Annotated in this window: 17 protein-coding genes and 1 pseudogene; 13 read left to right on the plus strand and 5 right to left on the minus strand. The window is 60.1% G+C overall.

Annotation, left to right across the window (positions count from 1 at the left end):
- Positions 1–40 precede the first annotated feature (40 nt).
- From NKI47_RS19515 to NKI47_RS19535, 5 genes are read left to right on the plus strand one after another with little or no spacing between them, the layout of a single operon-like run.
- Positions 41–1,099, plus strand: a complete 1,059-nt coding sequence (locus tag NKI47_RS19515) for a DUF2169 family type VI secretion system accessory protein (RefSeq protein WP_352592783.1) — start codon at positions 41–43, stop codon at positions 1,097–1,099.
- The gene (locus tag NKI47_RS19520) at positions 1,096–2,154 is read left to right on the plus strand and encodes a beta-ketoacyl synthase N-terminal-like domain-containing protein (RefSeq protein WP_352592786.1); all 1,059 of its coding nucleotides are present in this window, start codon (positions 1,096–1,098) and stop codon (positions 2,152–2,154) included. The genes NKI47_RS19515 and NKI47_RS19520 overlap by 4 nt, the downstream gene beginning before the upstream one ends.
- A complete protein-coding gene (locus NKI47_RS19525) occupies positions 2,154–3,143 on the plus strand; it encodes a DUF4150 domain-containing protein (protein WP_352592789.1) in 990 nt (329 codons plus the stop codon). The genes NKI47_RS19520 and NKI47_RS19525 overlap by 1 nt, the downstream gene beginning before the upstream one ends.
- A gap of 9 nt (positions 3,144–3,152) precedes the next feature.
- On the plus strand, positions 3,153–4,073 hold the full coding sequence (locus NKI47_RS19530; protein WP_352592791.1) for a type VI immunity family protein: 921 nt from the start codon (positions 3,153–3,155) through the stop codon (positions 4,071–4,073).
- Between the two features lie 11 nt (positions 4,074–4,084).
- Positions 4,085–4,825 (plus strand): hypothetical protein, encoded by a 741-nt coding sequence (locus NKI47_RS19535; protein ID WP_352592794.1) that lies wholly within the window; start codon positions 4,085–4,087, stop codon positions 4,823–4,825.
- An 8-nt stretch (positions 4,826–4,833) separates the two neighbouring features.
- Here NKI47_RS19535 and NKI47_RS19540 read toward each other — a convergent pair whose 3' ends face one another.
- The 3 genes from NKI47_RS19540 to NKI47_RS19550 are packed head-to-tail and all read right to left on the minus strand — an operon-like array spanning position 4,834 to position 8,695.
- Complete coding sequence (locus tag NKI47_RS19540) at positions 4,834–5,928, minus strand: HEAT repeat domain-containing protein (protein WP_352592797.1); 1,095 nt, start codon at positions 5,926–5,928, stop codon at positions 4,834–4,836.
- Positions 5,928–6,356: a DUF6484 domain-containing protein gene (locus tag NKI47_RS19545; protein WP_352592800.1), complete on the minus strand. Its 429-nt coding sequence runs from the start codon at positions 6,354–6,356 to the stop codon at positions 5,928–5,930. The genes NKI47_RS19540 and NKI47_RS19545 overlap by 1 nt, the downstream gene beginning before the upstream one ends.
- Positions 6,357–6,364: 8 nt before the next feature.
- On the minus strand, positions 6,365–8,695 hold the full coding sequence (locus tag NKI47_RS19550) for a type VI secretion system Vgr family protein (protein ID WP_352592803.1): 2,331 nt from the start codon (positions 8,693–8,695) through the stop codon (positions 6,365–6,367).
- Between the two features lie 272 nt (positions 8,696–8,967).
- Between NKI47_RS19550 and tagH the strand changes: the two genes are divergently transcribed.
- From tagH to NKI47_RS19590, 8 genes and pseudogenes are all read left to right on the plus strand, one after another.
- Positions 8,968–10,011, plus strand: a complete 1,044-nt coding sequence (gene tagH, locus NKI47_RS19555) for a type VI secretion system-associated FHA domain protein TagH (protein WP_352592806.1) — start codon at positions 8,968–8,970, stop codon at positions 10,009–10,011.
- A 287-nt stretch (positions 10,012–10,298) separates the two neighbouring features.
- Positions 10,299–11,804, plus strand: a complete 1,506-nt coding sequence (gene tssL / locus NKI47_RS19560) for a type VI secretion system protein TssL, long form (RefSeq protein ID WP_352592809.1) — start codon at positions 10,299–10,301, stop codon at positions 11,802–11,804.
- 22 nt (positions 11,805–11,826) lie between these two features.
- Complete coding sequence (tssM, locus tag NKI47_RS19565) at positions 11,827–15,390, plus strand: type VI secretion system membrane subunit TssM (protein WP_352592812.1); 3,564 nt, start codon at positions 11,827–11,829, stop codon at positions 15,388–15,390.
- A gap of 172 nt (positions 15,391–15,562) precedes the next feature.
- Positions 15,563–16,336 (plus strand): PP2C family protein-serine/threonine phosphatase, encoded by a 774-nt coding sequence (locus tag NKI47_RS19570; protein WP_352452799.1) that lies wholly within the window; start codon positions 15,563–15,565, stop codon positions 16,334–16,336.
- A gap of 5 nt (positions 16,337–16,341) precedes the next feature.
- A complete protein-coding gene (locus NKI47_RS19575; RefSeq protein WP_352592816.1) occupies positions 16,342–19,029 on the plus strand; it encodes a serine/threonine-protein kinase in 2,688 nt (895 codons plus the stop codon).
- Positions 19,030–19,137: 108 nt separating this feature from the next.
- Positions 19,138–19,548: a DUF1036 domain-containing protein gene (locus NKI47_RS19580; protein WP_352592819.1), complete on the plus strand. Its 411-nt coding sequence runs from the start codon at positions 19,138–19,140 to the stop codon at positions 19,546–19,548.
- Positions 19,545–21,878: a M23 family metallopeptidase gene (locus NKI47_RS19585; protein ID WP_352592822.1), complete on the plus strand. Its 2,334-nt coding sequence runs from the start codon at positions 19,545–19,547 to the stop codon at positions 21,876–21,878. The genes NKI47_RS19580 and NKI47_RS19585 overlap by 4 nt, the downstream gene beginning before the upstream one ends.
- Before the next feature lie 221 nt (positions 21,879–22,099).
- Positions 22,100–22,270: pseudogene (locus NKI47_RS19590) on the plus strand (HU family DNA-binding protein); the annotation flags it as partial.
- A 41-nt stretch (positions 22,271–22,311) separates the two neighbouring features.
- Here NKI47_RS19590 and NKI47_RS19595 read toward each other — a convergent pair.
- Positions 22,312–22,749, minus strand: coding sequence for a TA system VapC family ribonuclease toxin (locus NKI47_RS19595; RefSeq protein ID WP_352592825.1), 438 nt, complete (start codon positions 22,747–22,749; stop codon positions 22,312–22,314).
- Entirely contained in the window at positions 22,746–22,973 is a 228-nt protein-coding gene (locus NKI47_RS19600; RefSeq protein WP_352458399.1) for a CopG family transcriptional regulator, read from the minus strand. Before NKI47_RS19600 ends, NKI47_RS19595 begins: the two co-directional genes overlap by 4 nt.
- Positions 22,974–23,031: the final 58 nt, after the last annotated feature.

A 23,031-nucleotide genomic window follows, 5' to 3' on the forward strand; every position in this document is an offset into this window, starting at 1 on the left:
GCTCGCCGTTTCACCATCGCGTAAGGATGCGTGGTTCCAAATGTGGATACTGTCCAACGAGACGCCATTTGCCGCCCAGGAAAGCTGGACGCGTGATGAGCGCGGACATGAGGTCTGGCTGATCGCGATCAAGGCGTCCTTCGAGATCGATCCCGACGGCAAGCAGCGGCTCTTGAAGGACCAAACGCCGGTGAACCTGGCGCCCGTATACGGATCGGACCCGAATGAGCTTCTCGACGAGACGGACCTCAACCTGGAGAAAAAGCACACCGACATTTTGGTCGAGGGACACGTCTATGCGCCCGGCGGCGGTCCCAACATCGAGAGCGCGGCGCGCATAAAAATCGGCGACGTGGACAAGACCGTCAATGTTGTGGGCGACCGTGTGTTCATGCCGGGCGCGGTGTCGGTGCGGATGAGCCGGGCGGAACCATTCACGAAAATGCCTATCAGCTGGCGCCGGACCTACGGCGGCACGGATATGGAAGCATCGACGCCGAACTGGGACCAGCGCAATCCGGTCGGCACCGGCTTTGCTGTCGATCCACAGCGGCTGATCAGCAAGACCGGGCCCAACTTTGAGTATCCAGATGCTCCCTATCGCGACCACAGAAGTGGTAAACCGGCAGGTTTTGGGCCAGTGGCACGACACTGGCAGCCGCGTATGAAATATGCCGGTACTTATGGTGATGACTGGGAGAAAACGCGCGATCCGCTTTTGCCCCGCGATTTCAGCCGCATGTATTACCAGTGCGCGCCGGAGGACCAGCAAACCAAGACTACGCTCATCGGGTACGAAGATGTGCGGCTCGGCAATTTCACTGCGGATGGCTTCCTGCAGTTTCTGCTACCGCGCATCACCTTCGACATGACCACCGAGTTCTACAACCGCCCGGATCGCAAAAACGGCGAAGCCGTCATTCACACGCTGCGCATCAAGCCCGATCTCAGGCAGTTCTCGATCACGTGGATGTCGACCCTGGCAGTGCCTTACGACGAGGAGCGCCTGAAGATGACGACCCTTAGCGTCCGCGCGCGTACCGGCATTTCACCAACAATCGCGGCGACCGGCGTCTGGCTGGCGGACGAAGACGAATGATGGCCAAGGCAGATACGATTGTCGTCGTCGGTGTGGGGGCGCGTACGCCGCTGGGTTTCGACGCGGCCTCAAGTGCTGCGGCAGTCCGCGCTGGAATCTCCGCCATTCAGGATCATCCCTACATGATCGATCGGTTCGGCGAGCGGATGAAGGTCACTCGTGACATCGGCGTCGACGTGACCCTTACAGGCCCGGATCGTGCGGTGGAAATCGCAGTCTCGCCGGCACTGGACGCGTTGCGGCCCTTGCAAGCTGCGCGGCAGGCAACCGGGGTTTCGCTCATCCTCTCAACTGGTGAGGCCCGACCGGGACAGCCGGAGAGTTTCGCCGCGCAGGTTAACGCCAAATTGCGCAGCCGACTGGCCCAGCACGTCGTCCTCGAAGGTGGTGGGTCGACCGCAGGCGGTCACGCCGGAGGACTGCTCGCCATTTACCATGCCTGCAAAACACTGCGTGATGGCAAAGCCGAATTCTGCCTGGCAGGCGGGGTCGATACCTATCTTGAGCCGGAAACCCTGGAGTGGCTAGACGAGAATGAACAGCTCCATTCCGAAGGCAATATCTACGGCTTCTGTCCTGGGGAGGCGGCAGGTTTCTGTCTACTGGCGAAGTTGACCACGGCACGGACGTATGGGCTGCAACTTCTCCTTGAGGTCGTTAGCGCTTCCACGGCGAGCGAAGAGAACAGGATCAAGACCGAGACGGTTGTGCTCGGCGAAGGGCTGGGCGCGGCCTTCCGCTTTCTGTTCGAGGATGCGCCGATCGATCCGGTTGGTCGAATCATTTGCGACATGAATGGCGAACGCTATCGCGGCAACGAATACGGCTTCGCCGTGATCCGCAATCCGGGCCGCTTCAAGGATGCGGCGGACTTCGAGACGCCAGCCGACTGTTGGGGTGATGTCGGCGCGGCGTCTGGCCCTCTGTTCGTGAGCTTGATCACCGAGGCCGAAGCGCGCAACTACCAGAACGCGCCGCTGTCGCTGATCTGGGCAGGTTCCGAAAATGGCTCCCGCGCTGCCGTGCTGCTGGGCGGACCGAGGAGAGCCGCCTGATGCCCACACACATCGTCGTCAACAGCCTCGGCTTGACCTACAAGGGAACGATAGGCGTGTCGATCGCGACGATACCCGACGTCTGCAAGACGCCGACCCCTGGCGGCCCCGTGCCATTGCCTTATCCCAACTTCGCAAACCAGGGAACGCTGAAGGACGGAACGACGACCGTCTTTGCCAAGGGCGGCAAGATGATCGCCATCAAGGGCTCGCAATACGGCATGAGCACCGGCGACGAACCCGGCACGGTCGGCGGCGTCAAGTCGAACGTCTTCAAGAAGGCAACGGACTGGATCACCTATTCGTTCGACGTGAAGATGGATGGCAAGAATGCCTGCCGCCACACTGACAAGAAGTTCCACAATGACAAGAACACCGTTAATTTGGCGGGAGACCTCGACCCTGCTGTCGCTGCGCGTGGCATTCAAAAGCTGAAAGACATCCTTTGTGAATGCAACCGCCAAGTGGACGCCAAGCAGGCGCAGCTCAAGGCGTCAAACCAAAAGATGATGAATTGCAAGGAGCTTGGAGATGCCAAACATAAATGCTGTGATGACGCTGTAAAGAAGGTCGGCGGAGAGCCCAAGTTTGATCCAGAGAAGGGTTATGACGAGAAGACCGGGAAGCACGACCCTAGCGCATCTCGGGAGTGGCCTTCCGGGATGGAAGCGACAGATTATTTCGCAGGCATCTCCGGAAAGATCTTTCCTGATGCCGCCATGCTCAACCCGGACGGTTCGATCAACAGGTTTGTGGAATACAAGTTCCGATGCCCCGCGGGAACGCCGACGGGAAAGACCAAAGGCGGAAAGAGGAAGAAGCCGTCGCAGGGGACAGCGGACACCAGCTGGACTCCCGCTAAAAAGAACAAGAAAGGTAAGATCACCAAACAAGACCAAAGAACTCGGACGATAAAGCTAGGGGCAAAGCAAAACCCGAAGGTAAAGAATCCTCCAGAGCTTTTGACCAACAAGCGCTGCAAGAAGTAGGTTAACCAGATGAAGAATAGCGACCTGACGTTTATCATAGATACGACAGACGGTGACTATATGATTGTGCGTCCTGGCTTGTCGATCTGCCTGATCTATGCTGATACGGCTGATACGATCGGTCCGGATGTGGCTAAAATCCTGGAGGAGTACCTTAAATTTATCCCCGACGGTGCATTGCAGACTTACCTGTCTGATAGCGGCAGCTGGAAAAAGGCGACCCAACGGACCTTCAACTCGGTTTTCGCAAATCTGTTGGACGTTGGAGAAGGGAACTATTCGGAGTTTCATTTTGGCCAGGAGCCTGCAGGCAATGTTGGCGACTATGGCGCGCACTTCAAGGCAGGCCCCCTGGATGACGAGTTCTTCGACAAGGAGGCAAATATACTCCATCTGGAATTTCCGATGGAGTTTGCCGCGCTACCAGCAGCCGAGCGGCTTGCCGAGTTCTTTGCGCGGATTGTCAGAATCCGAGCACCCGATTCAGGCTATTGCGGTTATGCATTCAAGCACCTGTTCATGACATTTACGAACGAGGCGCTCGAATTCATCGCGCGCAAGGCAATGAGATACACTGGCTTCGACGTCCCGGAAGATGCAATAAGGATTTGGGCTCGAGGTCGCGTCTACAATGTTTCGTGGCTGACCGTCCTCGGGCCAGGCATCCTGGCTGAGTTGGGCGGAAAGGATAAGCTGCGGCAACAGGGCACAAGTGAACTTGCGATGTTCGACGTAGGGGAGGCTCTGGTTATCCGTGCTGCAGACCTGCCGATTGTTGGCGATGTCAACCGCGGCGCCGCCGACGTGAAGGGTCTGCGAAAGTTAGCCGAAATCACCAAACCTGTCCGGATCGAATTGGAGATGCTGGGGCCAAGTGAGCTCGATTTGGCAACGCGCTGGCCGAACCGCTTTGACCCGCCGGTGAATTGATCGGAATGCCAATGAACAGGCCCTTTGCCTTGTCGGTTCTACCGAATGCACACCAACGCGAGTTGGTGGTCAACTTGGTACTGGCACGCTCACCCGACGATCAGGCGTTGATTGGAATTGCCGATGTGTTGAAAGCCTTTCAGGGTTTGGCGGAATGTGGAGGATTGGCAGGGGAAACCCACAATCCAGGCATGGCACGAGCACTTGTCAGCACGACTGAACTCCGGGAGAAAACGGTAAGCGCAACCTTTCGGGATATAGTCGTCGATCCAGCCAGCTTATTCATACTAGCCAATATGCTGCATTGGCTCCATGAGAAGAAAATTCCCTTGCAGCGTGTGAGCGTCCTGTGGCCAGCCAATGAAAGGGTGGTCAGCACTGACGAGCCTCAATTTCCCGGTCCATGGCCGCGATATTCCTACGACGTTGAGATAGGCGATTTGATCGACGATATCGATCTGGAGATTGAGCTGACAGCACCACAGCCAAAAGCGGTAACGGACCGAGTTGTGGATGCGCTTTCGGCCTGGCTGCTCGCGACTCATCGAGGAGGATTCGCTAATGAGATGTTCAAACCCGAGGAATCCGTTATCTTTCTTGGGCCGGACGTCATGAACGTCGAGGCCGACTACATAGCCTGGTTCATCGAAATAATGCGCACCGACGAGAGTGCGCTCGACAGCCTGTTAAACCTGCTAGAATGGGTCCATCAAAATGTGGCGCCCATTCGAACCGTCAGCCTGGGGCCGTAACGCATCTATCAATCTGCTGCGCCAGACAACAACTCTAGAGCCGCGCCCCAATCCTTCACTTTGTCCGCAAATGGCACTTTCGCAACATCGTCGCCGAAGTGATCCTCGAAGGCCCTGCCGGCCTGGCTTGGCTCGGTGGTAAACAGATCCGCCTCGCGTGCCTCGGGGAAGAGTTCCAAAAATGCCGCGCCGGCCGCCGGCGCTAGAGCCGGCGTGCGCATCTGGTGAACCAGCCAGTGCAAGAGAGTCCGGTCGCCCAGCATGCCCGCGCCGCGTACGGCCAAGGGCACGGTTTTAGGCGATTTGAGCAACCCGCCCATCCAGGCGCGGATCTCCTTGTCGGGCGCGGCCTTGACCGCCGCGCGTAGCGCGGTGAGTGCGTCGGCGCCACCGCCGACCGCCACCTTCCGTAGCTCAGGACTGGCCAGGTCCCCCGAGCCGAGTTCAGTCAGCGCCCAGGCAGCCCAAAATCGTGCGCGTTCGTCGGCATCATTCAAGGCCCCTGTCAATTCGTTGACGATGTCTGCGCGTTTCAGCTTTCCGGCGAGGCGCAGGCTGGCAGCGCGAACGCGCGCATCCGGGTCGCGGACAAGTCGCCCCAACATCTGCTTCGGGTCGACGCCATGTCCGAGGCAGGCCGATACGCCGAGAAATCGCTTGAACGCGTCCGGCGCGCCGATCCAGTCCCGCACCAGCAGGGCGATCGTTCCAGGCTGGTGCCACGCCAACGCGCCGACCAATCCGCGAGCGTCGTCCTGGCTTTGACGGCCGAACTCGACCGCTTCGGCGACGCGGCGACCATCGTTCTGTTCGATCGCCATCCATCCGAAGAGGAACAATTCGCCCTTCTCGGAGAAATCCTCATACGCCGCGATGACGAACGGCCAGGCGGCCGGTCCAGCGATACGCAGGCCATCGAGGTTGGCTTCCAGGCGCCGGTCAACGCCAGCGACCACATCCAGGTCCGGCGGATCATCTTCCATCAGCGTGTCGCGCTGCGCCCAGAAGAACGCGCCCTTCTCGGCGTGCTGTCTGACGACATCCGGTACTATTCGCCGCCCCGGCGCGCCTTCCGAATTCGGTTTCTGGTCTGCGGCCAACATCAGTTGAGGTCGATCGATCCGCCACGGATACGATTGGCGGCGCTCGCCTGGCTGGTGACATAGCTGCCGCGAATGGTGATGCGGCCGTCTTTTTCCATGAGGATCGTCGCCTTGCCGCAACGCAGTTCGATGCGCTCGTCGCCGGTAATAAGAATACGCTCACCTTCGCGCACGACCTGAGGCGCGGCGGTCTTGCGCGCTGGCTCGACGATGCGGCCGACGATAAGCGGCTTCATGGCATCGCCCTCCTGAAAGAGCAAAGCCACCTCCGAGCCGACCATATCGGACGTCAATGCGGTCAAGCTGCGCGCCGGCAAGGCTGTCTCTTCCGGATTGCCGGGGAATACCACCAGCGGCGACGCGGCGTCGTCGAAACCGAGAAGGATGCCGATCACCACACCGTCAATGCGTTCGCGAACGTCGCTCATCGCTGCCCTCAATTCTCGCTGATCTTCGAGCCCTTCATCGTGATATCGCTGGAAGCTTTGATATTGATCTTGCCGGATCCATTGACCGAAATATCCTTGCCCTCAATGCCGATCGTGCCGTCTTTCTTCATCATGATTTTGGCCGAGCCGCATTTTATCATAATCTCGTCGCCTACATCTATCACCAGATTCTTGCTTACTGTTATCGAACTATTCTTGTCGACGCTGATCGAACTATCCTTTGTGACACTCAGCGAATGGGCACCTCCGACGCTTGTGGAATCGTCGGCCGCAATGCTGGCGCTGCGCGCCGCGCCAACTTTGAAAGTCTGGGCACTGCCAACAATGACGGCCTGATCAGCGCCAACATTGACGCTTTGCTCGGCCGCGATGTTCCAGCTGTCGCTGGCACCAATGTCGTGGCTCTGCGCCGCGCCTACAGTGACGGACCGCGTCGCACCGATTGTATTCGCTTGCGGGCCACCGACGGTTCGGGTCTCGGATGCCCCGACGGAATCCACACGAGCCGCACCAACGGTGACCGTCTGAACGAGCGCGACGGTCTGTGTGTGGTTGGCACCGATCGTCTCGGTGGAGTTCGAGCCGATGCCTATCGTCTCGTTCGAGCCCACCGTCAGCGAGCGATTGATCCCCACCGTCTCGGTGTCGTTCGAGCCGATGTCTGTGGTCTGGTCGACACCGACCTTGACTGTCTTGTTGTTGCCGACGTCCTCGTCGAGGTTGTGGCCGACGGAGTGCTTGGCGTCGTGGTCGATGCGGTCGGACTGGTCGTGCTGCACCAGCTTGGTGCGGTCGTTCTTGATCAGAAGGTTGTGGTCCTTCTGCGCCTGGAAATTGACCAGTTCGGAGCCGGCCTTGTCTTCGAACATCAGCTCGTTGTAGCCGCCGCCGCCTTTCGACGAGTCGGATTTCCAGCCGGATTGCGTGGCGCTGCCCGGCAGTCCGTAGGGCGGCATCTGCGAGGCGTTGTAGACCCGGCCGGTGATGATCGGCAGATCCGGGTCGCCTTCGATGAAGTCGACGATCACCTCCTGGCCGATGCGCGGGATCTGGATGAAACCCCAGCCGCTGCCGGCCCAGGTCTGCGATACGCGCACGAAGCAGGAGCTGTTCTGGTCCTTCTTGCCCAGACGGTCCCAATGGAACTGGACCTTCACCCGTGCATATTTGTCGGTGAATATTTCCTCGCCCGAAGGTCCGACCACGGTCGCCGTCTGCGGCCCGCGCATGATCGGCCGTGTCGTGACCCGCGGCGGACGATAGGGCAAGGCCGTGGGTGCCACACCAAGGATCACCTTGAAGTTCTCGCTGTCGAAGTCGGCATGCGGCCTGTAGCCAGGATCGAACAGCCTGTATTCGGCACTTACGACCAGATACTCCTGATTCTGGTCCTGGCGCGGAAAGCCATCCAGATTGAACGTGCAGCCTGAATACAGGCCGCGCACGGTTCCGACCGCGGCGATGCGCTGGTGCACCGCCTGGATCTCCTCGCGCCGGATCGCCGCCAGGCTATCGCCGCGACCGACTTCGAAATGGGCGCCGGGCTGACGGTAATTCTCGCCCGCGGCCAACTTGTGACTGAACGGCTGGGCCGATTTGGCCATCAGGTCGGCGCCCGGTTTCCTGAAATCGTAATCGGTATGGACATAGGAGCCCGGCCGCACCGAACTGCCCGGGATCCATTCGGTGATATATTCGACATCACGCCGGGAGCCCTGCCCCTCAAAGTGGTAAGGCACTTTTTCATAGCCCGGCGCTGGCTTCAGCTTGCTCATCGCATCGGCCAGCACAAGGGTGTGCTTGCCCTCGCCATGCTCGAAGAAATACAAAATGCCTTCGTGCTCGAGCAGCCGCTGCACGAAATCGAGATCCGTCTCGTCATATTGCACGCAATATTCGCGCGGCGGATAGGACCCTTGCAGGCGTTTCTCGAATTTTGCCGTGCTGTATTTCGAAAACACCTCTTCGACGATTTCGACGACGCTCATGTTTTGAAAAATACGGCAATCGGTCGTGTTGCCGAGAAACCAGAGCCATGGTCTGGCGACCGCTTCGTAATATGCCAATCGGTCCTCGATCCGGGTAAGTCTGAACTCGGACACAAGGCCGCCGAACCAACGTTTCGGATCGGATTCACCTTCGATCGAGACAGCCCCACCCAGCATCTTCAGCGGATCGATGTCGTGGTCGGTGCTTACGAACCCAACCGTATAGGCATAACAACGGCTTATCTCATCGCGCCCGACAAGATGCGTGAAGGTCAGCAGCTCGGCGCCAACTGGCGTTTGCACTGCCGTCGCGCGTTGTTCACTCGGCATGGGTCGTGCCCCTCCTGGACCCGGCCGCCAGCGCGGCGGATTCGAAGCTCCTGCTGTCCAGGAACTCGAAATGACACCAAACCTCGCTGGGTGCCAGTCCCTTCGAGCGTACCACATGTTGTTGTGCTGGCCAAAGAGGACCATGAAGCGCCGCCCGGGCTTGCGTTACCAAGGGTTCGCTCGCTGCGTCGATGCGAATTTGGGATTAGCGACGCTAAAAACATGGAGTATCGTGCCGAGAAGGCCGCCATCGATCACACAGGCGATTTCGCATGTTAATCAGTCTGCAGATCAGCAATGTCGATGCCCTGCCCGCTGGCGTACCCCCCAGCTACAAATCGCGTGATCGCACCTTCAAAATCGGGCGCGAAAATTGCGACTGGATCTTACCCGACCCTGACAAGTTCATCTCCGGCCGGCATTGCCAGATTCGGTACGAGGCAGGCGCGTTTTGGCTTTACGATATCTCGCGCAATGGCACTTTCATTAACGGATCGAGCCAACGCATCACCGGTCCGCACCGGCTGGAGCACGGCGACAGGCTCCTGGTCGGCCGCTACGTCATCTCTGTATCGATTGACGAGCGCGCCACGCCAACCCATCCGCAAGGCGACCAAGGTTCGACGCAACGACACATGCCCGCCGTGGTCGATCGGCAGCTTGACTCTGGAGGCGAGCCTTTCTTCAGTTCGGCAGAGCGATGGCTCGGGCAACAAGCACCGTCGCTGCCCGCGTCCGTTCCTTCGACGAGAGACGAGGTGCTGCGGGAAATCGCGATTGGAGCGGGTATTTCCCCGGAACTGCTGCAGTCGCGGGACCCGCACGAAGTTGCGGCCGAAATCGGCTCGGTCCTTCGGGTCGTGGTCGAGCAACTGGCCTTGCTGCTGAAGGCACGTGCGGCTGCAAAGACATTGGCCAAGAGCCCACACCGAACAATGATAAGCTCGGCCGACAACAACCCTCTGAAGTTCGTGCCGGGAATCGACGACATACTCGAAATCATGTTTGCACGGCGCAGAGCCGGCTATCTCGATGCCAGGAACAGTATCGAAGACGCGTTCCGCGATCTCAAGACGCACGAATTTGCGACTTATGCCGCCATGCAAGCTGCGCTGTCGCGATTGCTTGACGACCTGTCGCCGGAAGCAATCGGCAAAAAGCTCCCGCCATCATCGTTTACCTCCAAGAAAAGTCAGGCATGGGACGCCTTTGTCACGACATGGCGGACTATGGAGGAGGCCCACGAAAACGGTATGCTTGATATATTCCTGGCTTATTTCAGCGAGGCCTATGCCAAAGCCGACAAGCAAAAATAAACAATCCAAGGGACCGCGGCGCTGCAGCTGACGAAGAAAAGAGCGTCGGCGCCCCGCATCATGTTCCAATCGACAACATCTGGGACTACGATCACATACGACAGTTCGCCAAGCGGGTAAGCCTGATTGACCTGGGGTCTGTGGCAAATGTCATATTGCGGCGCCATAGTTTCTTGTAGCTCCGGACCGCCTTGCCGGAAGGACCATTGCCTGCCCTATCCAGCCAGGAAATATCTGGCGCCTCTCGCACGCAAGCGCGGACACTGCACGGCAGCGGCATATCGGCGATGAGCTCGAAGGACGATCCTTTCGGCCCGGTCGGCAAGACCGTCATCCGCACCAATCCACGACGCGGGCAGAATGCGAAACCAGCCGCAAACGAACCGATTGCGAAGACCGTCGCGCCCCCGCATGTCAAGGAATCGACAGTTTTCGATCCTGACATAGGTCGGCATATGCCGCCGGACTGGACATCCGGAACCATTCTTTATCAGGGAGCATCGTCCGGTACAGCGGCCAGAGCCGGGGCGGCCGGGTCAAGGCCGAGCATTCAGCAGGAGGTGCTGCTCGGCGCCGCAGACACGGTCAAGTATTCGACGCCAAATCCGATCCTCGCTGCCTCAGCACCATTGCTCGTCCTGTTCGGGCATCTCAGGCTCGTGCCGGTCGAAAGACAGGCGCCGCCGTTGGCCGAACATATCGCCGATGCGATCGAGAGGTTCGACTGGACGCTGGAGAAGTCAGGCGTTCCCGAAGAGGATGCGCGGATCGCCAAGTTTGCCCTTTGCGAAACCGCCGACGATCTTGTTGGCAACCTGCCCTGGGCCGGCAAGGACACCTGGGCACAGCACAGCATGTTGTCGCGGTTCTTTCACGTCGAGCCCACCGGCGCCGGCTTTTACGAAGCGCTGAACAAGGTGCTGGCCAATCCGGAGCCACACTTAGACCTGCTGGAGCTGATGCATGTCTGCTTGTCCCTGGGATTTGAGGGCCAATATCGGGGCCTGGCGCGCGACGATACCAGTCTCGAACGTGTGCGGCGCGACGTCTACGAGACGCTTCGCTACTTCAGGGCCCGCGCCGGAGAGGACATCTCCCCCCGCTGGCAAAGCGTGGCCGCGACGATGATGCCGTCTTCGGCCCGCCTGCCGCTCTGGGGTGTTGCCGCAGCGGCGTCAGCCCTGCTGACGGCCGCGTTCTTCACGTTGCGGGCGTTCATGACCGATGAAGGCGATGCTGCAGCCAGACAATTGCTGGCGCTCAATCCCCCGACGCCTGTGACGATCGAGCGCGCCAATGTAGCACCACTTGCCGAACCGGTGGCAGTCGCCTCGCCTGCCGTGACCGGCCAGATCGACCGCATCCGCTCGGCACTGGCCACGCAAGTCGAGCGCGGCGGGCTTACCGTCGGCACAAAGGGCGACTTCATCGTTGTGGAGATCAGCAATCTCTTGTTGTTTCAGCCTGGCAAGACCGAGGTGAAGCCCGAGTTTGTGCCACTGGCCGCACAGATTGCCGCAGCCCTTGAGCACGAGCCAGGGCCAATCAGGATCGTTGGCCACACGGACAATGTGAAGCCACGGAAATCAAGCACGTTCAAATCCAACTTTGACCTTTCGGTCGCGCGCGCGAAGGCTGTTGAAACAATGATCGCCGCGAAACTTGGCGATTCCTCGCGAATAACCGCCGACGGCAAGGGCGAAGATGAGCCAATTGCCGACAATGCGACGTCCGAGGGCCGCGCCAAGAACCGCCGTGTCGACGTGATGATCCCCAAGGAGGAAACGCTGTGAACACCGCCGGTGGGAAACGCCAATGACGCGTTGGCTGCCGCGGATATTCAGCACGGCCGCGTTGGCCGGTTTTGCGGCGGCGATCTGGTTTGCTGGACCTTTGATCCGCTTCGCCGATATCCGGCCGCTGGGACCTGTCTGGTTGCGTGCGACAATCATCGGCACGATCGTGGCGACCGCGGCCCTCGTTTACGCAGTGCGCGTCTGGCAGGTGAGAAAGGCACAAAAAGCGCTCGAGACGGTCGTTGCCCGCAACGACGGGGGCAATGACGATTCACCGGTGCTCGAGGCGCGCATGAGTGAGGCCATCGCAGCACTCAAGCGGTCGAGCGGCAAGCGCAGTTTCCTCTATGACATTCCCTGGTACATCGTCATTGGCCCGCCGGGCGCCGGCAAGACGACGGCACTGGTCAATTCGGGTCTGAATTTTCCGCTTGCCGGTTCAGGAGACGCCCAGCCGGTGGCCGGTGTTGGCGGCACCCGCTCCTGCGACTGGTGGTTTACCGAAGAGGCCGTGCTGATCGACACGGCGGGACGCTACACCACGCAGGATTCCAATGCTGGAAGCGACAGCAAGAGCTGGCTTGCGTTTTTGTCACTGCTCAAGAAATACCGCACCAGACAACCGATCAACGGGGTTATCCTGGCCATCAGCCTTGCCGATCTCATCAGCCTCGATGACCAGCAGCTGGACGCCCATGTCGTTGAAATACGCAGTCGCCTGAGGGAGATCCACGAGACGCTGAAAATCCAGTTTCCGGTGTACCTGCTTTTCACCAAGGCCGATCTCGTCGCCGGCTTCATGGAGTATTTCGGCAGTTTCGAGGAGCCCCGCAGGCGCAAGGTCTGGGGCGCAACATTCCAGACCACCGACCGCAACAAGAACATGGCCGGTGAGGCTTCGGCCGAATTCGATGCACTGGCGAACCGATTGGCGGACGAGATAGCTGACCGCCTGCAGGAAGAGCCTGATCCGGTCTCGCGCATATCGATCTTTGGCTTTCCGGCCCAGTTTTACGCGCTCAAGGGCCGAATTGCCGGTTTCGTGACCAGCCTGTTCGATCCGGTCCGCAGCCAGGTGAATGTCAGCTTGCGTGGGCTCTACTTCTCGTCGGGGACCCAAGAGGGAACGCCGATCGATCAGGTGTTGGGCGCAATCGGCCGCAGTTTCGGCAACAATTCCCGCCCCCATCTGTCCGGGACCGGCAAGAGCTTCTTTTTGCACGACCTCCTGACTGATGTCATTTTCGCCGAATCCGGATGGGTTTCCTATGACCGAGCGACCGAGAGGCGGGCAGCGGCCCTCAGATATGGCGGCTTTGGCATCATCGCCTTGATCACTGCAGCGGCCCTTGGCGCGCTCGCAATGAGCTTCATGGCCAACCGCTCGCTCATCGCCTCCACGACGCAGGCGATGAGCCAATATCACGAGACAGCGGACGCCCTGCTCAAAAGCACGACGGTCACCGATGTCGACCTTGAAAACGTCATCGGGCCGCTCGACGAATTGCGCAACATGCCGGCCGGTTTCGAAACCAGTGACTTACCGACACCGATCGAGGAAACGGTCGACCTTAGCCAGCGGGAAAGGCTTCTTTCGGCATCGACAACGGCCTACCGGCAAGCACTGGAACGAATGTTGCGGTCGCGTCTGCTTGTTCAGGCGCAGCGGACCGTCCAGGCGACGATGGCTGATCCCGCCGCGCTTTACGAACCGCTCAAGATTTACCTGATGCTCGGCGGTAAGGCACCTAAGGTCGATGACCCATTGATCATCTCCTGGATGAAGCAGGATTGGGAACAGCACCGGTATCCGGGCGAGAGCAACCGCGAAGGACGCGCGCAGCTCGAAAAGCACTTACGCGCCATGCTTGCGTTGGACGATGCCTATGATCCAGTTTTCGAACTCAACCAGCCGCTTGTCGAAGCCGCTCAGCGTTCGCTCGGACGTATGAGCCTTGCGGATCGCGCGTCAGCATTGATCAAGTCGGCGGTGTATGCGGCTGCGCTGGACGATTTTGCTGTCTCTCAAAAAGCTGGAACCGAAGCGCAGCTTGTGTTCGAGCGCGTCGATGGCGGCGATCTGTCGAAGCTTCGTATTCCCGGTCTCTACACCCATGTCGGATTCAACAACTTTTATCTCGGACAGCTTTCGCGCATTGCGCAGACACTCGACGACGACCAGTGGGTTCTGGGCGGTGGCGGCGAGCAAGGCGGCATCGATCAGGAGTTGCTCAAACTCGGCCCCGAACTTCTCGACCGCTACGGCAAGGAGTTCGCAGCCGCATGGAACAGCGTTCTCGATGGCTTGAAATTCAAAGCCATGCTGAACGACAAGCCGCACTATGTCGCGCTTTCCGCCGTTGCCTCACCAAGCTCGCCGATCGAACAGCTTTTTACTGCGATTGCCGAGGAAACAGCCCTGGCGCGCGACTCTGTCTCCGGCGAAGACTCGGGCACTGGGATGCAAGCTGGGACCGTTATGCGCCAGTCCCAGGACGACGCAGACATGGCCAAGGGCCTGGCTCGCATCGGCATTCAAATTAGCTCCGCAAAATCGCAAAGCCGTGCTGGTACCGGGTCCGCGAAATTTCAAACCCAGAGCCCTGGGGCAAACATCGAAGCGCAGTTCAGGTCCTTCCAGGCTCTGGTAAGCGGGCCTTTTGGACACCGACCGATCGATGCGCTGACCCAGAATTTTCGCGATATCCACCAGAGCCTGCAACTGGCAACCGAGGTCCCTTCGCAGACGGAAAATGTCAACGCCAACCTGCAGCTGCAGATAGCCACCCTTCGCGCCAATGCATCGCGTCTGCCCAAGCAACTCGGCAGAATAGTCAACGCAACCGCAGACGAATTTGACGGCAACGCGGCTGAAATTTCGTTGACGAATTTGAACGAGATGCTCGACCAGGCCGTCACGCAGCCCTGCGAGGAGGCGGTCAACGGCCGCTACCCCTTCGCCGGCGATGGTGCCAAGGATATTGCGATGGCGGACTTCGCCAAGTTGTTCTCTCCGGGCGGCCTGATGGATCGGTTCTTCGCACATAACCTTGCTTCCTTGATCGACATGAGCGGCCAGGACTGGAGCTGGAAACAGAATGCGCGCTTTGGACGCGACCTGTCGAAGTCGACGCTGAAAAACTTTCAGCTGGCTGCGGAAATCCGCGGCGCATTTTTCCCTTCGGGCGGGTCAATGCCGTCGGTCAACCTGACCTTTACCCCGTTCTCGCTGAACGGTGATGCAGATACTGCGGTGCTCGACGTCGACGGCCAGATCGTCCAGAGCAACCAGGCGGGTAACACGCCAAGCACTGTGTCCTGGCCGACCGGTGCGGCCTCGACATCCGTCAGTCTGAGGCTGATGCCGGAAATGCCGGGCCGTGAATCCGCAATCAGGTTCGAAGGGCCGTGGTCGCTCAAGCGGTTGCTGGACAAGGCGACGATCACCAGCAAAGACGGCTCTGTTGAGGCGCGCTTCGTAATCGGCGGACGCGACGTCAGCTATACGATCCAGACCGGTTCCGGACCCAGCCCCTTCCTCCTTCCCGCACTTTCCGCATTCAGCTGCCCGAAGGCGTTTTGAGAGGATTTGAGCCTCACCTGGTGCAACTAGGGCGCCAAAGCTGCTGCGATCCCGCGTCACGGGCTCAAAGCTAAATTTCGATACTTTAATATTCCAGCCTGTGGCAAAGTGGCAGCAGCGAGCGCCTGAAGGTGCGCCGCAGAGGACGCTTTAAGAAGCGCTTGGTGGCAAGGTGAGCGATGTCGCCCTTTCCTTTGAAAGCTTCGGCGTGAGCCACAATGGCTGTGTCCGTGAGCACAATGAAGACAACTATCTAGTCGAGCCACGAACCGGCCTGTGGGTGGTGGCCGACGGAATGGGTGGACATGAAGCCGGAGAGGTCGCTTCAGCCAGCATTGTCGATCATCTGGCCACGATCGGCATTGCCAGTTCCGCCCCGGATCTTCGTGCGCGCTTCGAAGACAGGCTGAGCCGCGCCAACGCCGAGATCCGCAGGATCTCCGAATCTCGCGGCATAACCATCGGCTCCACCGTTGCCGCCCTGTTGGCGATGGATGGGCGATTTGCCTGCCTGTGGGCAGGCGACAGCCGGGTTTATCTGGTCCGTAATGCCTCGATCTCGCAGATCTCGAGGGACCACACCGAAGTTCAGGAACTTCTCGATCGCGGCATGATCAGCGCAGCCGAGGCGCTCACCTGGCCGCGCCGCAATGTCATCACGCATGCGGTCGGCGTCAGCGACGAAATCGTCATCGATTTCCAGCAAGGCGAAATTATGCCGGGAGACATCTTCGTGTTGTGCACAGATGGGCTGACGGCGCATTTGACCGACGCCGAGATCGGGGCCGTGGTGGTGTCTGCGACGCCTCAGGCGGCTTGCGAAAATCTGCTGCAAATGGTGCTGGCGCGGGGCGGAACAGACAATGTCACCATTGTGCTGGTGAAGTTCGCAAACGGGCACAACGGACACCCCCCCTACCCTGATCTGTCCAGAGCGGAGGGTTGAGGCTGATGAGCGCCGACGACAAGACGCGAATATCGCCGCAGCTGGCCAACACAGCCGTCGGCACGCAGCTCAGCGGCATCTACGAACTTGACGAGAGGATCGCATTCGGTGGCATGGGCGAGGTCTACCGTGGCCACAACATCCAGACTGGCGACCACGTCGCGATCAAGATCGTCCTGCCCGAATTTGCCCGCGACCCGACGATCTTGTCCCTGTTCCGCAAGGAAGCGTCAATCCTCAATCACCTGTCGCATGATGCGGTCGTGCGATATCACGTCTTCACCATCGATCCAGGCATCGGCCGTCCCTACCTTGCCATGGAATTTGTCGACGGCGAGTCGCTGTACGACATCATGCGATGTGGCCCGATGCCGACTGAAGAGGTACGCAAGCTCTGCCATCGCCTCACGTCGGGTCTGAGCGCCGTGCATCAAGCGGGAGCAATTCACCGCGACCTCTCGCCCGATAACATCATCTTGCCAGGGGGTAGGGTCGACCAGGCCAAGATCATCGATTTCGGTATTGCGCGATCGGCGACCGTCGGCGGGGGGACCCTGATCGGCGGAAAATTCGCGGGAAAGTACAACTACGTTTCGCCCGAACAGCTTGGGCTGTACAGCGGCGATGTCAGCGAGCAATCCGACATCTACAGCCTGGGGCTGGTGCTGGTTGCCGTTCTGCGCGGCAAGCCGATCGACATGAGCGGGTCCCAATTCGAGATCATCGAAAAGCGCCGGACTGTGCCCGACCTGTCCGACATCGACGACGATTTTCGTGGCATTGTTGAAGCCATGCTACAGCCGGATCCGCGAGACCGCCCGGCGAGCATGGCGGAAATCGCCAGAATGACGCGTGACGAGGACGAAGGCACAACGCCACCAACGTTCATCCCGACCCGCAATCGGCCGGGTTTGCCACGAGCGGGGCAAACCCTTGCGCCTGAGCCCAAGGCCCAGCCTTCCTATGATTTGGGGCGCAACGCGCCTGTGACGGCAGCTTCCGGTGGGCAGCGCTTCGTCCCACATGTCCGTCCTGCGCTGCTGTCGGAACCGCGGCCTTCAGCAGTCGCCAGCCCGCCACGCGCGGTCGCACGTGGCGGGCCTGGAAAATCCACAAAGACCCGAACCATCGCGATTTCTGCCTTCGCGACGCTGTCTCTCGCCGCGGGTGCCGGCCTCTATATTAGCGGTTTTATGACGCCTACCACGCCGAGCGCCGGCACGACATCGCTGTCCGCCCCAGAACCATCTGAGCCCGCACCAGAGGCATCAAAGCCGGTCGCGACGGATAATGTTGCGAACGCTCCTAAGCCGCCAGAGCTAGCTCCACCCGCGCAGCCGCGAACGCAGACCACCGCATCGCCAACTAAAAATCAGGCAGAGGCGGCTGCGCCTCAAAAGCCGCAACCGCCAGAGTCGCCCAAGATACTCCGACAAACCGGGGAAGCCCCGAAGCCATCAGCTAGCACAGTGCTGCCGCCGGCCGAAAACGTAGCGCCGGCAATTCAGCCCGATACCGCTGCCAACGCCAGCCCGACAACGCTTCCGCCGCCTGACAAGCTCGTTCCAGCTCCAACGCCAGCCGAAAAAACGTCAACGCCGCCAGCGCCGCAGCCCGACGTCGCCGACAGCCAAAAGCCGCAGCCGGCAGAGCCCGCCAAGATCCCCCTGCAAGCCAGGGAAACACCGAAATCGTCAGCAAGCGCGGCACAGCCGCCGGCCGAAAAAATGTCGCCGGCAGTTCAGCCCGACATCGCGGCCGGCGACAGCCCGAAAACGCCTCCCCCGCTTGGCAAGATCGCTCCAATCGCTCCACCAGCCGAAAAAGCTTTAACGCCGCCGGCCCCCCAGCCCGATGTCGCGGTGAGCCAAAAGCCTGAACGACAGGCAAACCAGCCGGCGGAGGCGAAATCGGCCGCGCCCTGTCCCGAGCCGGCTGCAGGCCAGGCAGATGCGATGAGCGCAAAGGACCAGCAGGCCGACCAGCCGGCCGCCAGACAGCCAGACCAGGCCACGGTCGCCTTGAACGTGCCCAAGCCGGAAGTTCCTCCGGTGATCGACGATATAGCGCAGCGTGTCTCGTGGGTTCGCGACTTCAGCGGTGGCGACTGTTTCTACGCCGCCGTGACGTCGATAACCGATAAGACCGCTGCCATCGAAGGATTTGGAACCGCGGTCCAGCCATTCGAGCAGATGCTGGCTGATTTCCAGGCAAAGTTCCACGTTGAGCCGGACATCAACGTGCGCCTCATTGAGCCGAGCCAGTGCGAAGTCACCAACTTCCTGCGCTTTCTGGGGCAGGCTGCTGGCGACAAGCCGCAGCTTGTTCTCGATCGAACATCGGTGCCAAATGGTACGCCGATCAGCGGTACGCTGGTGACGCGTGGCGGGCTCATTTCCAGCGTGCTGCTGATCGACCACAAAGGCATGATGTTCAACCTCGATGACCGCATGGTCGTTCAATCGGACAAGGCCACCTTCAGCATCCCGATCGGTCTCGGCGCCGCCGACAGGGCTGCAGGCAAGGCCGTGCCGCAGATCATCATGGTGATCACCGGACCCCAGGATATCCAGGCGGCTGCGTTCTCCACGCCAATGCCAGCCTCGCAGCTGTTGCCCAAAATTCTCGAGGAAATCGAGGCCAACGGATCCAAGTTCTCGGCCAGTGCCAAGTATTTCCGGCTCGGCGGGTAGCATGGGCGTCCGATGGAACCACGTAGCTCGCGTCTGCCCCGCTCGTCGTCTGACCTGCCCGTAAAGCAGCGTGGTCGGCTTCGGACCTTGCTTGCCTCGAGGGGTCGCATGAGGCTTGCGGTCGTTTCGGCCGCCGCGTTGCTGGCCGTGCTCTCATGCAACGAAGCGCGCGCCGAATTCACGGTGTGCAATCAGACGCTCGACGTCGTCAACCTCGCCGTCGGCCAGGAGGTCGATAATGCCGACCAGACCGATGGCTGGTGGACCATCGGCGCAAATCAGTGCGTGAACGTCATCCGCGAGGAACTGACGAACCGCTACATCTACCTCTACGCCACTGACGTTTTCGGCCATGCGATCCTGACCGGATCGACCGAAATGTGCATTGAGCGGCGACGTTTCTCGATACGCGGCATCGACGAATGCTGGCATCGCGGCCATATCGCCGCGCGATTTGTTGAAGTCGATACGCTTGAACAGGTGCGGTGGACGTTTTTCCTGACCGGAAGCAGTCCGTGACGCACGCTATCGACACCAGCTTCAAGGAGAAAAGGCAGGCGCGCGCCGCCCTTCGCCGGCGCGCACTTTGGCGCCGGCTCATTGCAGGCTTGGCCTTGATTTTCCTCTGTTCGATCGCCGTCGGCTTCTACCTCACCGCGGACTATTGGTCATTTGGCGACGAAGACGAGGAGTTGCGCGCGGTAGAAGGAGCCGATGATGTGCCGGCCGATGCATCTGTCTATGTGCCTGCGATTATCGGCCTGGCGGGGGACCCTATGTGGATCACGCTCGCACCCGATAACGGCGCAGCAACGAAAGGCCGCGTGATTCCGCGTCCGGCAGAACTCGACCCGGCAGGGGTTTCGCCACAGATCGAGATCCTGTCCGACGTCATGCTTAGCGCCAGCGAAAAATTCATGACGACGATACCGTCGACGCAGGAGGATTTTGCATTCTTCCAGGCGCAACGAAAGACCGCCCCCGCGCCCTCCAGCGATCTGCAGAACGATCTTGAGCCATCTCCTGGCGCGGGTGAGCCCGCGCCGGCTTCGGATCAACAGGCCGACACCGACGATCCCGAAGCCGGCTGGGGTGAAACAATCGATGCAGGCGACGCAGCCCTTCCCGCATTCCAGAAGACCCAGATCGAAAACAACACCAGCGTCGCAACTGTGACGAACGAATATCAGCGGTTTGAGGCGACGGAAGACACGTTCGTGAAGATCCTCAACGATCGCAGTCTGGATAGCGTTGCGCTCGATGCACATTTCTCCGCCGACGACGCCAAGCAGGCAGGCGAGGCGCTGAAGGCCCTCTTCGGCCGGGACGGCCTGGAACCGGGCTATGTCGTGGCCATGCGTGGATACCGGCCCAACCGCGAGACGACAACGATGTCCCTCATGCAGGTGTCGATCTACGCCAAGAACGTCTTTGTCGGTACGCTGACGCGTAATGCCGCGGGCGTGTTGGTATCGGGCGTTGACCCTTGGGTACGCGAAGACCTGTTCAACTACTCGGGCGCGCCGGCAGAAGGCGGCCACAAAAGGCAGTATCGTCTGCTCGACGCGATCTACTCGACTGCGGCACGCAACAGCGTTCCAACCGGCGTGATCGGCGAAGCCATCATGTATCTGTCGAGAGGACAGGATCTGGATGCCTTTGCAAGCGAGGACCAGCGTCTTGTGCTGATCTATTCTCAGACGCCGCGCGGCAAGGACGAAGGCGCCGGCCGCGTGCTGTATGTTGGTGTCCAGGGCACGACAAAAAGTCTCGACTGTTTCGTCTTCCAGCAGGGTGATGGCCAATTTGCATGCGTGACAGGCGACGATCAGGTCCGTTCGCTGACGGTCACCAATGGCATGGTCACACCGGTCAACGGGGTCTTGACCTCGACCTTCGGGCCGCGCAAGCATCCAATTCTAGGCACCGTTCGCATCCACAAGGGCGTCGACTGGGCGGCGCCGGTCGGCACGCCGATCGCAGCCGCCTTCGATGGCGAAATCAGCTTCCAGGGCGATGGGGGCGGCTACGGCAATCTAGTCAAGATTTCGCACGGAAGCGGGCGCGAGACGCGCTATGCGCATATGCAGAAATTCGCAATCGAGGGCGGCGTCGGCAGCAAGGTGAAGGCTGGCGACATCATTGGCTATATCGGCACCACCGGCCTTTCGACCGGACCGCATTTGCATTTCGAACTCTATCAGAATGGCGCGGCGATCGACCCACTGGGCACGGTTACCGCGGTCGCTTCGGATCTTTCCGCCGTGGAAACGCTCACCGACCGTATCGTTCATGTCGAAAGTGGCGGCAGCGCCCGTGCCAAGAACCCAAATTCTTCAGCGACCGGCGCCGGCCAATTCATCACAAAGACCTGGATCCGGATGATGAACACTTACCGCCCCGAACTTGCACGCACACTCTCGACTGCCGACCTGCTCGCCCTGCGATATGACGCCACGATCTCGCGCGAGATGGTTCGCAATCTGGCGCGAGAAGGCGAAGCCTATCTTCGGGCGCGCGGCCACCAGATCACAGCCGGCCGGCTCTATCTCTGCCACTTTCTCGGCATGGAGGGCGCGCATCAGGTGCTGTCGGCATCGGGTTCCGCGCAATTGAGCGCCGTGCTCGGGTCAGCCGTCATTCAGGCCAATCCCTTTCTGACGGGCAAGACCGCCAGCTATGTCGCGGACTGGGCCGAAAGAAAGATGGGTCGCAAGCTGAGCCCAGCCACAACCACGGCGGGCCAGCAGACGACGACCACCACGGAGGTCCGGCAGACGTCGCCCGAGTTCGCAAAGTACAAACAGGCGATCACGGCGATGCTGAGTTCTGTTCAGAATGCGCTTTGAACCTGTGCATGGCGCGGCAAATCGTGACCGCTTCGGTGCACGCAGACGACGGTTTTCCGTCCAACGAGTGCTATACTTCGACCTTGTTAGCAGATGTTTTTCTGGTCTGCGCACTATCGAACCGTGGCCAAGATCACTTACGCCACGGCGGTTGTATTCGTCACGTTCTGCAAGAATGGCCGGCTATTTTCGAGTAGAAGCGTCCGGCACCGAGAGAATTCATCGCTGATGCGGCCGATGGCGGTGCTGAGCCGAGCCTGCCCAGTTTCGACAAGTTCAAGGTGAAGGAAACACCTGAACGCGAGGGCCGCAACCCCTCGACGGGCGCGACCACCAAGATCTCCGCCTCGAAGAAGCTGTCCTTCACGCCGGCTAAGGCCACCAACGGCTGATCCTTTGCCGGTATGTACCCTGACAGAAAGAGCCCCGCGGTCTACCTTGTGGGGATCAAGTGCAGTGTAGTCTTCCCGGCCTTCACCGCCGCCCCCGACAGCTTGCGGTCAAAGCTCGCAAGTTGGCCGCCATGCGCCTTGGCGAGCGCAAGAAGATAGGTATCGGTGACCTGTGCCGAGGTCAGGATTTTCGCCGCATCGATGTCGCCGGAGCCAACCAGGCTCACATCGTCGGACCAGAAGCTGTGCCCGTGCAGGGCTCGCAACTTGGTGACGATTTGCGCAACGACGGCGGGCGAACCGGGACAATTAGGATATTTTTGGTTTCCGACGATGCGCAAGACGCCGTTTTCGGTAATGGGGCAGGTAGCCCATGCGGCATGACCGGTCACTTCGAACCAGCCATGGGCGTCGTCATGGGCGACATGGCCAGGATCGATCAGCGCGATCAGCACATTGACGTCGAGCAGGAAGGTCACAGCAACTCGTCACGCAAGGCATTGACCGTCTCAAGCGTGACAGGAGGTGCATCCGGCCGAGGCGACAGCAGAGGTATCCCGTTGCGCTCGCCGCCGGCTTGCGGGCGGCGCAGCGAGCGCCGGGCGAGATCGGTGATGACCTCGCCGAGGCTGCGATCCTGCTGCCGGGCCATGGCCTTGGCCGCGACCAGGACGTCGTCATCGATCGCCAGTGTCGTTCTCATATCGCCCTCCTTGGTGCGCATCAATCATCACGCATCATATAGAGTAGCGACGACGGAT

The organism is Mesorhizobium sp. M0633, assembly GCF_040320645.1.
GTDB lineage: Bacteria > Pseudomonadota > Alphaproteobacteria > Rhizobiales > Rhizobiaceae > Mesorhizobium.

Bases quoted from the DNA above. Each gene is read 5' to 3' on its own strand.
- NKI47_RS19515 (WP_352592783.1), top strand. From the start codon at position 41: ATGTGGATACTGTCCAACGAGACGCCATTTGCCGCCCAGGAAAGCTGG.
- NKI47_RS19520 (WP_352592786.1), top strand. From the start codon at position 1,096: ATGATGGCCAAGGCAGATACGATTGTCGTCGTCGGTGTGGGGGCGCGT.
- NKI47_RS19525 (WP_352592789.1), top strand. From the start codon at position 2,154: ATGCCCACACACATCGTCGTCAACAGCCTCGGCTTGACCTACAAGGGA.
- NKI47_RS19530 (WP_352592791.1), top strand. From the start codon at position 3,153: ATGAAGAATAGCGACCTGACGTTTATCATAGATACGACAGACGGTGAC.
- NKI47_RS19535 (WP_352592794.1), top strand. From the start codon at position 4,085: ATGAACAGGCCCTTTGCCTTGTCGGTTCTACCGAATGCACACCAACGC.
- NKI47_RS19540 (WP_352592797.1), bottom strand. From the start codon at position 5,928: ATGTTGGCCGCAGACCAGAAACCGAATTCGGAAGGCGCGCCGGGGCGG.
- NKI47_RS19545 (WP_352592800.1), bottom strand. From the start codon at position 6,356: ATGAGCGACGTTCGCGAACGCATTGACGGTGTGGTGATCGGCATCCTT.
- NKI47_RS19550 (WP_352592803.1), bottom strand. From the start codon at position 8,695: ATGCCGAGTGAACAACGCGCGACGGCAGTGCAAACGCCAGTTGGCGCC.
- tagH (WP_352592806.1), top strand. From the start codon at position 8,968: ATGTTAATCAGTCTGCAGATCAGCAATGTCGATGCCCTGCCCGCTGGC.
- tssL (WP_352592809.1), top strand. From the start codon at position 10,299: ATGAGCTCGAAGGACGATCCTTTCGGCCCGGTCGGCAAGACCGTCATC.
- tssM (WP_352592812.1), top strand. From the start codon at position 11,827: ATGACGCGTTGGCTGCCGCGGATATTCAGCACGGCCGCGTTGGCCGGT.
- NKI47_RS19575 (WP_352592816.1), top strand. From the start codon at position 16,342: ATGAGCGCCGACGACAAGACGCGAATATCGCCGCAGCTGGCCAACACA.
- NKI47_RS19580 (WP_352592819.1), top strand. From the start codon at position 19,138: ATGAGGCTTGCGGTCGTTTCGGCCGCCGCGTTGCTGGCCGTGCTCTCA.
- NKI47_RS19600 (WP_352458399.1), bottom strand. From the start codon at position 22,973: ATGAGAACGACACTGGCGATCGATGACGACGTCCTGGTCGCGGCCAAG.